15 protein-coding genes are annotated in these 14,897 nt (G+C 70.9%); 10 read left to right on the top strand and 5 right to left on the bottom strand.

Going from position 1 to position 14,897, the window contains the following annotated elements:
• Positions 1-233: 233 nt before the first annotated feature.
• Entirely contained in the window at positions 234-1,220 is a 987-nt protein-coding gene (locus tag OHU35_RS22125) for a LacI family DNA-binding transcriptional regulator (protein WP_359891527.1), read from the top strand.
• 37 nt (positions 1,221-1,257) lie between these two features.
• Here the strand turns inward: OHU35_RS22125 and OHU35_RS22120 are convergent, their stop codons facing one another.
• Entirely contained in the window at positions 1,258-1,623 is a 366-nt protein-coding gene (locus tag OHU35_RS22120; protein ID WP_405506536.1) for a YybH family protein, read from the bottom strand.
• Positions 1,624-1,729: 106 nt separating this feature from the next.
• Between OHU35_RS22120 and OHU35_RS22115 the strand changes: the two genes are divergently transcribed.
• Positions 1,730-2,605: a LysR family transcriptional regulator gene (locus tag OHU35_RS22115; RefSeq protein WP_405506534.1), complete on the top strand. Its 876-nt coding sequence runs from the start codon at positions 1,730-1,732 to the stop codon at positions 2,603-2,605.
• 146 nt (positions 2,606-2,751) lie between these two features.
• Here OHU35_RS22115 and OHU35_RS22110 read toward each other — a convergent pair whose 3' ends face one another.
• A complete protein-coding gene (locus OHU35_RS22110) occupies positions 2,752-3,249 on the bottom strand; it encodes a MarR family winged helix-turn-helix transcriptional regulator (protein ID WP_405506533.1) in 498 nt (165 codons plus the stop codon).
• Between the two features lie 57 nt (positions 3,250-3,306).
• Between OHU35_RS22110 and pip the strand changes: the two genes are divergently transcribed.
• Positions 3,307-4,284 carry a prolyl aminopeptidase gene (gene pip / locus OHU35_RS22105; RefSeq protein WP_405506531.1) on the top strand — a complete coding sequence of 326 codons (978 nt, stop codon included), beginning with the start codon at positions 3,307-3,309 and terminating at the stop codon, positions 4,282-4,284.
• An 8-nt stretch (positions 4,285-4,292) separates the two neighbouring features.
• Here pip and OHU35_RS22100 read toward each other — a convergent pair whose 3' ends face one another.
• Positions 4,293-5,636: a BTAD domain-containing putative transcriptional regulator gene (locus OHU35_RS22100; protein WP_405506529.1), complete on the bottom strand. Its 1,344-nt coding sequence runs from the start codon at positions 5,634-5,636 to the stop codon at positions 4,293-4,295.
• 169 nt (positions 5,637-5,805) lie between these two features.
• Between OHU35_RS22100 and OHU35_RS22095 the strand changes: the two genes are divergently transcribed.
• Positions 5,806-6,216, top strand: a complete 411-nt coding sequence (locus OHU35_RS22095; RefSeq protein WP_405506527.1) for a hypothetical protein — start codon at positions 5,806-5,808, stop codon at positions 6,214-6,216.
• Positions 6,217-6,257: 41 nt separating this feature from the next.
• Here the strand turns inward: OHU35_RS22095 and OHU35_RS22090 are convergent, their stop codons facing one another.
• Positions 6,258-6,968 carry an AAA family ATPase gene (locus OHU35_RS22090; RefSeq protein ID WP_405506525.1) on the bottom strand — a complete coding sequence of 237 codons (711 nt, stop codon included), beginning with the start codon at positions 6,966-6,968 and terminating at the stop codon, positions 6,258-6,260.
• A 139-nt stretch (positions 6,969-7,107) separates the two neighbouring features.
• On the opposite strand from OHU35_RS22090, the gene OHU35_RS22085 reads away from it, so the two are divergent.
• Positions 7,108-7,614, top strand: coding sequence for a hypothetical protein (locus OHU35_RS22085; protein WP_405506523.1), 507 nt, complete (start codon positions 7,108-7,110; stop codon positions 7,612-7,614).
• A 68-nt stretch (positions 7,615-7,682) separates the two neighbouring features.
• Here OHU35_RS22085 and OHU35_RS22080 read toward each other — a convergent pair whose 3' ends face one another.
• Positions 7,683-8,231 (bottom strand): DUF1062 domain-containing protein, encoded by a 549-nt coding sequence (locus OHU35_RS22080; RefSeq protein ID WP_405506521.1) that lies wholly within the window; start codon positions 8,229-8,231, stop codon positions 7,683-7,685.
• Positions 8,232-8,487: 256 nt separating this feature from the next.
• On the opposite strand from OHU35_RS22080, the gene OHU35_RS22075 reads away from it, so the two are divergent.
• From OHU35_RS22075 to OHU35_RS22055, 5 genes are all read left to right on the top strand, one after another.
• Positions 8,488-9,024: a VOC family protein gene (locus tag OHU35_RS22075; RefSeq protein ID WP_031102607.1), complete on the top strand. Its 537-nt coding sequence runs from the start codon at positions 8,488-8,490 to the stop codon at positions 9,022-9,024.
• Positions 9,017-9,820: a MerR family transcriptional regulator gene (locus tag OHU35_RS22070; RefSeq protein ID WP_405506520.1), complete on the top strand. Its 804-nt coding sequence runs from the start codon at positions 9,017-9,019 to the stop codon at positions 9,818-9,820. Before OHU35_RS22075 ends, OHU35_RS22070 begins: the two co-directional genes overlap by 8 nt.
• A gap of 80 nt (positions 9,821-9,900) precedes the next feature.
• Positions 9,901-10,788: an amidohydrolase family protein gene (locus OHU35_RS22065; RefSeq protein ID WP_189725542.1), complete on the top strand. Its 888-nt coding sequence runs from the start codon at positions 9,901-9,903 to the stop codon at positions 10,786-10,788.
• A gap of 194 nt (positions 10,789-10,982) precedes the next feature.
• Complete coding sequence (locus tag OHU35_RS22060; RefSeq protein WP_405506518.1) at positions 10,983-12,647, top strand: alpha/beta hydrolase; 1,665 nt, start codon at positions 10,983-10,985, stop codon at positions 12,645-12,647.
• Between the two features lie 194 nt (positions 12,648-12,841).
• A complete protein-coding gene (locus OHU35_RS22055) occupies positions 12,842-14,797 on the top strand; it encodes a glycoside hydrolase family 97 protein (RefSeq protein ID WP_189725540.1) in 1,956 nt (651 codons plus the stop codon).
• Positions 14,798-14,897: the final 100 nt, after the last annotated feature.

Genomic DNA, 14,897 nt, shown 5'->3' with positions numbered 1-14,897 from the left:
TTTCCGCTGATTTCTGCTTGGCAATGTTTACGTAAACATCCACTGGCGGGATGTCTACACTGTCCGAATCTCAGGGGTCAAGGAGTCGTTCCGGACCTAATTTTTCGCGCCGGTCGCGCGGCGAGGGGAGCGAGGGGCAGGTGGGCACAGTGAACGGCGAGAGCGAACCCGGGAGCACCGGCGGCACGAGCCGTACGAGAAGGCGTACGGCCCGCCCCCGCCAGGGCGCGTCCATGGCCGACGTCGCCCAGCTCGCCGGCGTCTCCTCCCAGACGGTCTCCCGCGTCTCCAACGGCTTCCCCGGCGTCACCGAGGACACCCGCCGGCAGGTCCTGGCCGCGATGCGGGAGCTGGGCTACCGCCCCAACAGCGCGGCCCGGGCGCTGCGCCGGGGCGAGTTCCGCACCCTCGGCGTGATCACCTTCTCCCTCTCCACCATGGGCAACATCCGCACGTTGGAGGCCATCGCCACCTCAGCGGCCCAGCACGGTTACGCCGTCACGCTGCTGCCCGTCGCCGTCCCCACCCAGGACGAGGTGAACGGCGCCTTCTCCCGCCTGGGCGAACTCGCCGTGGACGCCGTCATCGTCATCATGGAGATCCACCTCCTGGACGCGGCGACGGTCTCGCTCCCGCCCGGCGTGCAGGTCGTGGTGGCCGACTCGGACGCCGGCGACCGCTACACCGTCGTCGACACCGACCAGGCGGGCGGAGCGCGGGACGCCGTACGGCATCTCCTGGACCTCGGCCACGACACGGTGTGGCACCTGGCAGGACCCGAGGGCTCCTTCGCCGCCCAGCGCCGCGCCAACGCCTGGCGCGACACGCTGAGGGCCGCGGGCCGGGTCACGCCGCCCCTGGTCCGCGGCGACTGGTCGGCCGAGTCCGGCTACCGGGCCGGTCTGCGGCTGGCCGACGAGCCGGACTGCACGGCGGTGTTCACGGCCAACGACCAGATGGCCCTGGGCCTGCTGCGCGCCCTGCACGAACGCGGCCGCCGGGTCCCCGACGACATCAGCGTCATCGGCTTCGACGACATCCCCGAGTCCGCGTCCTTCCTCCCGCCCCTCACCACCATCCACCAGGACTTCGCCCAGGTGGGACGGCTGTGTGTGGAGGGGGTGCTGGACAAGATGCGGCGGGACGGGGCGGAGCACGGCACGACGTTGGTGCCTACGCGGTTGGTGCGGAGGGAGAGTACGGGGGTCCGGCGGCGGTAGGGCCGACGGCTGTAGGGCCGACAGCACTGGCCCGGGATCAGCCGGTGGGCGAGGTGAACTCGGGCTGGTCGAGGACGCGCAGCCAGCTGCCGTCGGGCTGGCGCCGCACCACCTGCGCGCGGGCGCCGGCCCCGTCCCTCGGCGGGGTCGACGTCAGGGCGATGTCCCCGCTGACCAGCGTCGGCAGGGGCGCTTCCGGTTCGAAGCGGGGACGGCCGGCGAGCACCTTCTCCCACAACGCGCGGATCGCGTCCCGCCCCACCGTCCGCTGACCGGGCGGATAGGCCAGCACCGCGTCCTCCTCGTAGAGCGCGGCGACCCCGGCCGCGTCACCGGCGTTGGACCGCTCGACGAACAAGCGGGTGAGGTCCTCGGGGCGCAGGGCCTTCTCGTACTCCGGCATGGCGGGTCTCCTGAACGTCGTCGAAGGTCGATGCCTGCTTCCAGCGTGCTCACCCCGGAATCAGAAGTCCAACAGATGGATCTACTGCACACTAGAATTCCCAGTCATGGAACTGAGGCAGCTCGCATACTTCGTCGCGGTCGCCGAGGAGCGGAACTTCACGCGGGCGGCCGAGCGGGTGCACATCAGCCAGTCCGGTGTCAGCGCTCAGATCCGCCAGTTGGAACGTGAACTCGGTGCCGAGCTGTTCGACCGCTCGGCGCGCACCGCCACCCTCACCGCGGCGGGCAGGGCAGCGCTCGACCACGCCCGCGCGACACTCGCGGCGGCCGGGGCGGTGGGCCAGGCGGTCGACGAGGTGACGGGCCTGATCCGCGGTCGGCTCGTGGTCGGGATGGTCATCGGCTGCACCCTCACGCCCCTGTTCGACGCGCTCTCCGCGTTCCACCGCGCGCATCCGGGGGTCGAGATCTCCCTGCTGGAGGACAACTCCGACCGGCTCGTCGAGACGGTGCGCACCGGCACCGTCGACCTGGCCCTCGTCGGAACCGCGACGGCCGCCCCCGAGGGGCTCGAGGCGCTGACGCTCATCAGCGAGCGACTCGTCGTAGCGGTGGCGCCCGAGCACCCCTTGGCGGAGCAACGGCGGGTCGTTCTGCGCGACCTGGCAGCCCAGCCGATCATCTGCATGCCCCCGGGCACCGGCCTGCGCACGCTCTTCGACCGCGCCTGCGCCGCACAGGACCTCCACCCCACGATCGCCCTGCAGGCCAGCGCCGCGGACGCCATCGTGGACCTCGCGGCCCGCGGCCTCGGCGTCGCCGTCCTCAGCGAGTCGATGGCCGCGAGCCATGGCGACCGGATCGTCGCCCGCACCATCGACGACGTGACAGCACCGGCTCTGCTGGCCCTGATCTGGAAGGGGACGCACGGCCCTGCGGTGCGTGAGCTGCTCGGGCAGTGCCGGCGAGCGTTCGCGTAAGCACCTCCGGATTGGTGGAGGCGTCGGCGCTCGCAGATGGATCCTCCTGGGCATGAGGATGCGGTGGAGACTCCTGCCCCCTTCTCGGGGATACCGACCGCATGGACAGGGCCGGTGGACCCGCTGTCCGCCGATCACCCTGCGGCTCACGAAGGACCCCCACTCCCCGGGCCCCGATACACCGCCCCCACCCGCTCCCGGAACGGCCGCCGCCCCACCGCCTCCGCCACCTCCCTCAGCAGCTCCGCGAGCGGCATCGACAGTTCCGTGTCCAGCTCCGCCATCGCCGCCGCCGTGGCCTCCCACTCCGCCTCGATCCGGGGCAGCAGGGCGCGGGCCTTCGGTGTCAGGTCGATGAGGCGGCGGCGGGCGTCCAGGGGGTCGGGGGTGTGGGTGACCAGGTCCGCGCGGGCCATCTGGGCCGCCGTCTGGCTCGCGGCCGAGTGCGTGACGCCGACCGCCGTCGCCAAGTCGCTTACGGACAGCGGGCCTTCGGCCAGGAGGGCCCGTACGGCCGGGGAGAAGCGGGGCCGGTACTCGGGGAGGCCCTGTTCCTCGTAGATCCTGGACAGGTCACCGTCGAGCAGTTCCAGGACGTGGCGGAGCAGCGTTCCCACCGCGGCCGGATCAGGGATGTCTCTCACCTTGTTAATCTAACAGCGCTGTTACATCTCAGCGGCGTCGAGGAGGGCACGTCCCACATGACCGAGCGCCATCCACCCATCGAGCCGTACGCACACGGCATGCTCGACGTCGGCGACGGCGACCGCGTCTACTGGGAGACCTGCGGGAATCCCACGGGCAAGCCCGCTCTCGTCCTGCACGGCGGTCCGGGGTCCGGAGCGGGGCCGTTCTGGCGCCGGCTCTTCGACCCGGCGGCGTACCGCATCGTGCTCCTCGACCAGCGCGGGTGCGGGCGGAGCACGCCCGACGCCGCCGATCCGGGGACCTCGCTCGCCGCCAACACCACCCGGAATCTGATCGCCGACATCGAGCGGTTGAGGCGGCACCTCGGCATCGAGGAATGGCTGGTCCTCGGCGGCTCCTGGGGCGTGACCCTCGCGCTGGCCTACGCCGAGCGGCACCCGGGATCCGTGTCGGAGCTGGTCCTGTTCAGCGTCACCAACACCACGCGCCGCGAGGTGGAGTGGGTCACCCGGGACATGGGGCGGGTCTTCCCCGAGGAGTGGGCCCGGTTCCGGGACGCCGTACCGGAGGGGGAGCGTGACGGCAGCCTGGTGGAGGCGTACGCCCGGATGCTCGCCGACCCCGATCCGGCCGTGCGGGAGCGGGCCGCGCGGGAGTGGTGCCGTTGGGAGGACGTGCATGTGTCCACCCACCCCGGGCACAAGCCCGATCCCCGTTACGAGGACCCGCGCTTCCGGCTGCGCTTCGCCCGCCTCGTCACGCACTACTGGCGGCACGCGGGCTTCCTGGAGGACGGGGCCCTGCTGCGCGGCGCCGGGAAGCTGGCCGGCATCCCGGGGGTGATGGTCCACGGGCGGCTGGACATCAGCGGGCCCGCGGACATCGCGTGGCAGCTGGCCCAGGTGTGGCCGGACGCGGAGCTCGTGCTGATCGGCGGGGAGGGGCACGGGCTGTCCGGGGACGCCACGACGGATGCCGTGCTGGCGGCCACGGACCGGTTCCGGCCGGCCGGTAACACGCGCGCCCGCTGACGCCGGCCTCAACGGTGCGAGTCGGTCCGCTGGGCACCGCACGTCGCCAGACTGCACCACCTCCGCCGCCCGCTCTCGTCGAGGAACAGCCAGCCGCAGTCCGGGCTCGCGCAGGCGCGGATGCTGAAGCGGCGGGCGTCGGCGAGCAGTTCGGCCGCGCTGCGGGCCACCGCGCACAGCGGCAGGCGCAGGCCGGCGGAGGGGGACGGCCGCCAGCGTCCCAACCCGTCCTCGCCCCGGGTGAAGACCGAGAGCCGCGCGGCGTCCTCCACCACCCCGGCCACCGCCTTGAAGGCCCGGCCGTCCTGCGGATCGGTCAGGCAGGCGTACAGGTCCGTACGGAACCGCCGGGCCTCGTCGAGCGCGGCGTCGGCCTCGGCGGGCTCCCGTACGGCCTGTTCCCGCAGCCGCGTGACCGCCCACTCCTCGATCAGGTCCAGATGCCCGGCCCATACGGCGAGCGCGGCATAGCCCCGCAGCCAGTCCGACCCGGGCAGCGGGTCCCCGCCCCACCCGGCGTAGGTGTTGCAGAACTCCAGCGCGGGGTGTCCGCTCGTACTCCACGGCAGCCACTGGTCGCCGACCCGTACCGCGTAGACGGGCCCGGGTGGCCGGTCCAGCCGGGGGTCGCCGCGCAGCATGCGTTCGTGCAGGGTGCGCAGTTCACGGTTCGGCTCGATGCCGAGTTCCGACGCCAGCAGGATGCGGGTGCCGTCGTACAGCCGGAGTGCGTCGGCCTGGCGGCCGGTCCGGTACAGGGCGGTCATCCGGGCGGCGACCAGCCGTTCACGCGTCGGGTGCTCGTCGAGCAGCGGTGCCAGGTCCGCCGCGACCCGATCGTGCAGCCCCATGGCGAGCTGCGCCTCCGCCCGTTGCTCCACGGCGGACAGCCGCAGTTCGGCGAGCCTGCCGCCCAGCCGCGTCCGCAGCCGCTCGTCGGCCACGTCCGCGAGCAGCTCGCCCCGCCACAGCCCCAGGGCATCGTCGTACAGGCGGATCCGCTCGGCCGGGTCGCCGGAAGCCGCCGCCCGTCCGGCGAGGGCCGTGAACTCCTGTGCGTCGAGCCGGTGTTGGCCTAGCTCTACGACGTAACCCTCGTACCGGGTCTCGACGGGCACCCCGTACGGTCTGAGCGCGGCACGCAGCCGGCCGACGTAGGTGTGGACGGTGGCGCGGGCGGAGGCGGGCGGGTCGCCGTCCCACAGCAGGTCGATGAGGCGTTCGGTGGTGACGGCACGGCCCGCGTGCAGCAGCAGGACCGCCAGCAGGCACCGCTCCTGGCGGCGGCTGCCCACCAGGACCTGCCGCCCCTCGTGGCGGGCGGCGAACGGACCGAGCAGCTGGAACTCCATGGCTACCGGGCAGCCTAGCCCGCAGGGCCGGCAGTTGTGACCCGCCCGTGAATAAAGAGCAATTCACTCAGCGGGCACGATAATGGAATTCGCCTGGGGTCGCCGTGGAGCCGGCCAGACCCCTTTTGAGAGGGTGAGGGAGCACATCACTTCTACGCACGGGGGAAAAGTGAAGACGCTCGATCGATGCAAGGCAGCAGTTGTCGCGGTGGCGGCGGCCGCACTCTCCATGTGCTTCACGCAGTCCGCCCTGGCCGCCCCGGCCGGCGGGGGCAGCTGGGACGACCTGGGTACGAAGAACGTCTATTACTTCAGCGAGTACAGGACGAAGACCGTGCAGTCCAGCGGTGGTGACTTCAAGGCCTGCATCACCAGCTCCACCAGCTCCGACGCGACCTACGGCCTGTACGAAGAGGACGCGGAGTCCTTGAACTCGAAGCTGGTGACGACCGTCGACAAGGCCAGCTGCTGGGTATTCCGCGACATCGGAGCATATGTCGACGGCGCCAACGATCGCGCGGAATTCTACATCGGCACGGGAGAAGATTCCGAAATGGTCCGCGTCCACTATTACGACTGACGACAGTTATTACGACTGACGACAGTCGAGGGAGACGCCGCCTACGATTCGACGATGTGCCGCAGATAGGCGTGCGGGTCGGCGAGATACCGGCGCCAGTGGTCCACGACGCCGAGTTCCTGCCAGGCGACTCTCCGGAGGCCGTGCTCGCCGACCTCGACGATGTCCGCGCCCGGCAGGGCGGTGAGGAGCGGGGAGTGCGTGGCACAGATGACCTGGCCGCCCTCCTTGGCCAACCGGTCGATGTGCCCGATGAGTTCCAGGCAGGAGGAGAAGGAGAGCGCCGCCTCCGGCTCGTCGAGAACGTAGAGGCCTGCGTGCAGGAACTTCCCGCGGAACGCCGCGAGGAAGCCCTCTCCGTGACTGACCGAGTCCGGCGAGAACCCCTCCCTGCCGAGCGCGTCCAGCGCGGTCTCGGCCCGCAGGAAGAAGCCCTTGCGGGCCGACCAGTTGGTGACCATGCGGCGCCCGCGTGAGGCCGCGTCGAATTTGATCCGCTCGCCGAGCGCCGACTTGCCGCGCGGGGAGGCGTAGCGCCAGTCGTGGGAGCCGCCGTAGGAGTCCAGGCCGAAACCCTCCGCCAGCGCCTCGACCAGCGTCGACTTCCCCGAGCCGTTCTCACCGACCAGGAAGGTCACCGGTGCGGTGAAGCGCAGCCCCTCGTCGAGCAGCTGCCGTACACAGGGCACCGACCAGGGCCAGGTGTCCTCGTCGTACGAGGAGAGGTGGGCGTACGCACGTTCGACAATCACGCGACCAGTGTCGCCCAGGACGCGGACGGCGTCCCCGTGTCCACGCCGAGGATGGTGAGGCTTTGGTCAGAGGCCGGGGACAGACTGGCGCACGCCCTTGCGGCGAGCCCTCCTGCCACCCCTCCGACCAGGGAGAACCATGCGACGAACCGCCCTCGCGACGCTCACACTTGCCGCCGCGCTCCTCGGGACGCAGCCCGCGACGGCCGACACGGAGAGCGGCTGGGAACCGGCACCTTCCTCACCGTGGGACGTCGCCGCCGGCGTGCGCTGCGACTTCCCCGTGCACGGCGAGCCCGTCGTCGACGAGGTGGTGCGGCGCGTCCTGAGCACCCACCCCGACGGTTCCGAGCGCCGGGTCGCCTACAAGGGCGACCTGGTCATCCGCGTCACGAACACCGAGACCGGCGTCGCCCACGACGCCGACGCGAGCGGCTCGGCCGTCGTCGAGTACCGGCCCGACGGCTCACAACTCTGGGCGGTGCGCGGCCCGGTGCTCGTCGGCGTAGGGGAGGGCCAGGGCACCCTGCCGCGCGGCCTGTACATCGTCGACGGCGTCTACACGATGGACATCAGCGCCACCGGATACAAGGCCGTACACCTTGTCCGGGGGACTACGGACGACCTGTGCGCCCGCATCGACTGAGACGGAAGACCGAGGACCAGGGCCTGTACGGCGGATCGTGCCGGACAGGCCCCTGGTCCCGGGGAGGCTCAGCGCTTGAGCGTGAAGGTGAAGTCGCCGGAGAGCCTGCCGCTCAGCCGGACTGCCGAAACGAGCTTCCCCTCCCTGATCAGTCTCTCGACCTCGGCCCGGGAAAGACCGCAGCCCTCAGCGATCAGTCGCACCGGCCGGAGGGGGATCCGCGCCGCGAAGCGGACCGATACGTCGATCACCTCGCGGTCCAGGTGTTCCGATCCGCCGGTGTCGAGGCGCCAGGCGCCGTCCCAGTCGAGGGCGATGCGATTGCGGCGCAGCACGACCGGATCCTGAAGCAACTCAGCGGCCAGATCGGGGTCGTTGCCGTGCAGCCGGTCCAGCAGCTCAGGCCGTACGGAGCGCACATTCGTCCGCTCCAGGACCGTGAGCTTCGCCGTCTCCCCGCAAGCGGTGCAGAGCACGAGGAGCCAGGCGTCGAGCAGCTTGTGGTGGGCGTTGACGCGGAACTTGCCGTCTGCCCGGAAGCGTTCGGACGCGCACGTGTGGCAACGGCGGAGGACGAGCGGCAGGCAGGTGGGCATGACCACCCAGTTCTCGAGCACAGAAGTACACCGGTTTCAGTGAGAAGTCCGCAGCAAAAGCAGCGCGGCGCACATGCGCGACGCGCGACAGATCAGCGCTCGGGAGGTCTCACACGGTGTACAACGGCACGTCCTCGCTCAGACGACTTGGGTCGGCAGCACGGTAGTGGCGCACAGCGGCGGTGCTCCACTGGATTTCGAGCATCGTCGGGGGAGGCCGAGATCCAAGAAAATCAGGCTTGACCCTCACGTTGCGTGAGGCCGGAGGGTGGGGTGCATGAGCGACTACTACGACGCGTTCGAGATGAGTCCCGTGCCCGCTCCCGGCCCGGATGCGGTTCCGCCGGAGCCGTTCCGTGGCATCTACGGGATGCCCGCGTTCGTGACGATCCCCACGAGCGATCTGGCGGCGTCGGTGGACTTCTGGACTCGTGGGCTCGGGTTCTTCGAGCTGTTCGGCATCCCCGGCAGAGTGGTGCATCTGCGCCGGTGGGCGTTCCAGGACGTACTCCTCGTCCCGGCGGAGAACGTTCCGGAGCAGGCACCGGCGATGAGCGTCAGTTTCGCGTGCGTGCTCAGCGAGGTCGATTCCCTCGTCGAGGCCTGTCGTGCGGTGCGCCCGGACTCGGTCGACGGTCCACGGGACACTCCCTGGACCACCCGCGATATCGCGGTGATCACCCCCGAGAACGCACGGATCGTCTTCACCGCGGCGAAGCCCTACGATCCGGCCAGCCAGGAGGCAAGGAACCTTGAAGCCGTCGGGATCACCCCACCGGGCGTCGGTCATGGCGACAATGAGGAGCATGCCTGATGCCACTGACGCCGCTGGCCTGACCGTCGGTCAGGTCTCGGCGCGGCTGGGCGTGACAGTCCGCGCGCTGCACCACTGGGACGAGATCGGCCTGGCGCGGCCGTCGCTGCGCACGGCTGCCGGATACCGGCTCTACACCGCTGGTGACCTGGAACGCCTGCACCGCATCGTCGTCTACCGCGAGGTCGGTCTCGGCCTGGACAGGATCCGGGCCGTCCTGGACGACTCGACCGCGGACGTGCCCGGTGCGCTGCGCGCGCAGCGCACCCAGGTCGGTGAACGGATCGACCGTCTCCAGCAGCTCAGCACCGGACTGGACCGGATGATCGACGCCCACGAGCGCGGCCTGCTGCTGACCACCGAGCAGCAGGCCTCGATCTTCGGCCCCCAGTGGGACCCGGACTCGCCCGCCCAGGCCCGTCAGCGCTACGGAGACACGACGCAATGGCGGCAGTACGCCGAACGCTCGGCCTCTCGCGGTCCCGAGGAATGGCAGGAGATCGCCGACGCCGTCGCCGGCTTCGAGCGCGCCCTCGGGGATGCGATGGACGCCGGCGTCACCCCTGGCGGCCCGGAAGCGAATCAACTCGTCGAGCGGCACCGTGAGGTGTTCGCTTCGTACTTTCCCCTCAGCAGGCAGATGCAGGTCTGTCTCGGCCGCAGGTACGAGTCCGATCCGGGATTCGCCGCCCACTACGACGGCATCCGCGCCGGCCTTGCCACGTGGTTCCGCCGCATCGTCGACGCCAGCGCGCACGCCCACGGCATCGACCCCGACACCGCGACCTGGCAGTAGAGCGGGGGTGATGGATCCCTCAGGGCCCCTTCGCGCAAGCCACTGGCCCCACCACCCCACCCGCCCCGATCGTGGGCACCATGAACGATCACGGTGACGAGCCCGACGAGATCCGCCGTTTCTGGAGCCGCCTCGGACTCCCCGGCCTCGTCGACGTGCACACGCACTTCATGCCCGAGCGGGTCCTGCGCAAGGTCTGGGAGTACTTCGACGGGCTCGGGCCGCTCACCGGCGGGCTGGAGTGGCCCATCACCTACCGCAAGGAGGAGGCGGAACGAGCCGAGCTACTGCGGGAGTTCGGCGTACGGGCCTTCACGTCGATGCTCTACCCGCACAAGCCCGGCATGGCCCCCTGGCTGAACGGCTGGGCGGTGGACTTCGCGCGTCGTACGCCCGACTGCCTGCACACCGCGACCCTCTTCCCCGAGCCGGGGGTCGAGGCGTACGTCCGGGAGGCCGTGGAGGCGGGGGCGCGGGTGTTCAAGGCGCATGTGCAGGTGGGGGCGTACGACCCGGCCGACGAACTGCTGCGGCCCGCTTGGGGAGTGCTGGCCGAGGCCGGGATCCCCGTGGTGATCCACTGCGGCTCCGGGCCCGCGCCCGGCAAGCACACCGGGCCCGAGCCGATCGCGCGCGTGCTGGCACAGCACCCCCGGCTGCGGCTGATCGTCGCGCACATGGGGATGCCCGAGTACGAGGAGTTCCTCGACCTCGCCGAGCGGTACGAGGAGGTGCGGCTGGACACGACGATGGCGTTCACCGACTTCACCGAGGCGTTCATGCCGCTCCCCCGCCGCGCCCTGCCCCGGCTGGCCGGGCTCGGCGACCGCATTCTGCTCGGCTCCGACTTCCCCAACATTCCCTATCCGTACCTGCACCAGCTCCACGCGCTGGAGCGGCTGGGACTCGGGGAGCAGTGGCTGCGGGCCGTGTGCCACGACAACGGGGCGAGGCTCTTCGGCCTATGAACCCAGATCTTGGGTGAACAACGCCGCAACTACCGCCGGGTACTGGAGAGATCACGTAACAAGACACCCACAAGCGGGCCCGCGATGCCACTCCCGCTCCCCTTCCCCTCCCGAGTGAGCTAGAAACTTCAACGAACCGGGCCGCACCACACCAAGGGGTGCGCCACGGCACTCGCGCCCGAGGGGAACACACAGTGACCACACCAGCTCACGGATCCGGCCGGTCCGGCTCCGGCACCCGCGCGCGCAGACGCCTCCCGCGTCTGAGGATCGCCATCGCCGCCGCCGTCTCCTTCGCCGTCGCCGGAACCGCCGCCCAGGTGATGGCTGCCCAGCCGGACGAGACCGGCAAGCAGCCGGCCGTGCCGTCCCTCGCCTGGTCCGACTGCCAGGACGGCTTCGAGTGCGCGAACGCCGACGTGCCGCTGGACTACCGCGATCCGCAGGGCAGGACCATCACCCTGGCGGTCATCCGCAAGAAGGCCACCGACCAGGCCAAGAAGAAGGGCACCCTCTTCCTCCAGCCCGGCGGGCCCGGCAACTCCGGCGTCGACTTCGTGCGCGGGAACTACGCCGAACTGCCGGCCTCCCTGCGCGACTCCTTCGACGTCTTCGGCTACGACGTACGCGGCGTCGGGCGCAGTTCACAGGTCCAGTGCTGGGACGACCCGACGTACACCCGGGCCATCACCGCGGCCAAGGGCGTCCCCGGCCCGGACGCCTACGAACCCGCCGTACGCCAGGCCGCCGAGTTCGACCAGGCCTGCCAGGACAACGCCGGCGACCTGCTGCCGTACGTCGGCACCGAGTACGTCGCCCGGGACATCGACCTGCTGCGCCAGGCCCTCGGCGAGAACCAACTGACCTACTACGGAAGGTCGTTCGGCTCCTACATAGGCACCGTCTACGCCGCCCTGTTCCCCGACCGGGTGCGTGCCCTCGCGCTCGACGGCGCCTACGACCCCGAGCACTACGCGAACCAGCCGTACGCCTACGACCGGCCCCAGTACCTGGCCCTGGACGGCGCGATGAGCCGCTTCCTCGACTGGTGCAAGGCGGACCAGGCCACGTGCGGGTTCGGCGACGGCGACCCCCGGGCCGCGTTCGAGAAGCTCAAGGCCGACCTCGACGCCGACCCCGTACCGACCGCGAACGGCGGGCAGGCGAACGGCTACACCCTCGTCTACCGCATCCTGTTCAACATCAACGAGGGCAAGGTCATCTGGCCCTCGCTCGGCGAGGCCCTGCGCAAGGCCCAGCAGCGCGACACCACCTCGTTCCTGCTCCGGCCGCCGTCCGCGGCCAGCTACGACTTCCTCAACCCGAACGTCGTCGTCGAGTGCACCGACAAGGCCTACCCGCGTGACGCGGCCCTGCTGAAGCGGCAGGTCACGGCCAACGCCAAGCTGGCGCCGCTGCTCGGCCCGGCCCTGGCGTACGGCCCGCCGCTCTACGACCACCAGCACGCCACCGCCTGCGCCCAGTGGAAGGGCGAACAGGTCAGCCGCTACGACGGTTCCTTCCGCGCGAAGGGCTCCGCGCCGATTCTGGTCGTCGGCAACACCGGCGACCCGGACACCCCGTACCAGGACGCGGTGGCCCTGTCCCGGGAGCTGGACAACGGCCGGCTGCTCACCTTCAAGGCGGAGGGGCACACGGCCTTCGGGCGCAGCGCCTGCGCGACGGACGCCGTCACGAGCTACCTGGTGGACCTGAAGGTCCCGGCGCGCGGCACGACCTGCGCGGACGAGACCCAGCCGCCCTCCTCCACGCCGAAGGTGGCCCCGCCCGGCACGACCCTCGGTGAACTCCGCAACGGCGTCAACGAGCGGCTCGACCGCCTCGGCGTCCTGCGCTGACCGACCCCGCACGACGGCACCCCGGGTGCCGGGCCGCACCAGGCCCGGCACCCGGGGTGTTCGCGCATCCCGGTGGCTCCGGCCTCTTGACCCGCCTTCGCGGCGGCGCGTACAACTGCACTCGCCACCGGAAGAAAACGGTTACTACCACTTACTGCCGCGCATCATTTACCGCAAGGGAAAGGTCCCTCACGATGAGAGCTTCGGGAGAACGGGCCCGCCGGGAGGTGCTCAAGGGCGCGGCCGCCGGCGCCGGGCTGGCCGCGGCGGGCATCGTCACCGCGCGCCCCGCGTACGCCGCCGACAGCCGACCGGACCGACCGGACCACCTGGACCGACCGGAGAGCGTGACCGCCCGCAGGGGAGGCACCTCCATCACGCTGTCCGTCACCCACGGGACACTCCGCTGGTCCGCCCGGCGCGACGGCCGGACGGTGATCGGCGCCTCCGCCCTCGGCATCAGGCTCGCCGACGGCACCGTCCTCGGCAGTGACGTCCGGGTGACCGGAAAGCGGCACCGCGCCCGCCGCTCCACCTGGACGCCGGTGTACGGGCGCAACGCGACCGTCACCGACCACTACCAGGAGCAGCGCTGGGACCTGAAGGACAAGGGCACGGGCATCCGCTTCGCCGTCGAGGTCCGTGCCTACCGGACCGGCGTCGCCCTGCGCTACCTCCTCCTCGACCACGGCACCGCCACCATCGCCGACGAGCTGACGACCTTCGTCTTCCCGGACGGCACCACCGTCTACAGCGCCCGTGACGAGAACGCCTACGAGCCGGTGGCCCCGGGCTCCATACCCGTCACCGGCACCGCCACCACGGACAACGGCCCGCTCACCGATCTCCCCCTGGCCGCCACGCTCCCCGGTGGCTTCATCGCCTGCGTCTGCGAGTCCGCGCGCGTCGACTTCCCCCGGCTGATGCTCGGTTCGGTCGCCGGTGAGCCGAACACCCTCTCCGCCTTCCTCATGGAGCACACCGCCCGGGGCACCGGCCCCGTCGAGACGACCTCCACCGTCGCCACGCCCTTCGCCACACCCTGGCGGGCCGTCGTCATCGGCGCCACCCACGCCGAACTCGTCGACAACGCCGAGCTGGTGCTGAACCTGGCCCCGCCGAACGCCCTCCCCGACCCCTCCTGGATCAAGCCGGGCAAGGTCTTCCGCTGCGAGCTCACCACCGCGGCCGGACTGGCGGGCGTCGACTTCGCCGTGGCCCGCGGGCTGGAGTACATCGAGTACGACGCCGGCTGGTACGGCCCGGAGTTCACGACGCCCGACGCGACCGCGCCGATCGCCGCGATCGACCTGCCGTCGGTCATCTCGTACGCCACGAGCAAGGGCATCGGCGTCTTCCTCTACGTCAACCGCCTGGCCCTGACCGACGCGGACTCGCTCTTCGGCCTCTACAAGAGCTGGGGCGTGCGGGGCATCAAGCTCGGGTTCATCAACGACGGCACCCAGGCGATGACCGGCCAGATCATCGACTGGGCGAAGACGGCCGCGAAGTACGAGCTGCTGATCGACATGCACGACGACGTCCGGCCGTTCGGCTACGAGCGGACCTTCCCGAACTGGATCAGCCTGGAGGGCGTGCGCGGCAACGAGCAGTTCCCGACCGCCACGCACAACGTGACGCTGCCGTTCGCCCGCAACATCGGCGGCCCGATGGACTACACGATCTGCTACGGCCAATCCCGCGACAGGACGACCAACGCCCACCAGATGGCCATGGCCGCCGTCTACTACCAGCCTCTCAACTTCCTCTTCTGGTACGACAAGCCGTCCAAGTACGGCAACCCCGCGAACTGGCCCGGGCTGCCCTGGTTCAACGCCGTCCCGACCACCTGGGACGAGAGCCGCACCCTGGCCGGCTCGATCGGCGAGTACGTCGCGGTCGCCCGGCGCGACGCCGGCACCTGGTACCTGGGCGCGATGACGAACGAGTCGTCCAGGACGCTGTCCCTGCCGCTGTCCTTCCTCGGGCGCGGTACGTACACGGCGACGGTCTACGCCGACGGCACCCCGGGCGCGAGCCCGTACCAGACCCCGGTGGTGGTCAGCACCCGGACCGTGACCCGGGCCGACACCCTCGACGTGGCGATGGCACCGGCGGGCGGACAGGCGGTCGTGCTGAGGCCGAGCTGAGACTGAGGGACGTGGGGTTTTCCCCAGGGACCGGGTCCACCGACCGGTGGACGGCAGGTTCAACCGAGTACCTCTGTCCGTCAACTGCCCTGCCCGGCAA

Source organism: Streptomyces purpurascens (genome assembly GCF_045040895.1).
GTDB lineage: Bacteria > Actinomycetota > Actinomycetes > Streptomycetales > Streptomycetaceae > Streptomyces > Streptomyces purpurascens.
Note: the sequence above shows the minus strand (reverse complement) of the source record. Positions and strands in the feature narration are given on the sequence as shown.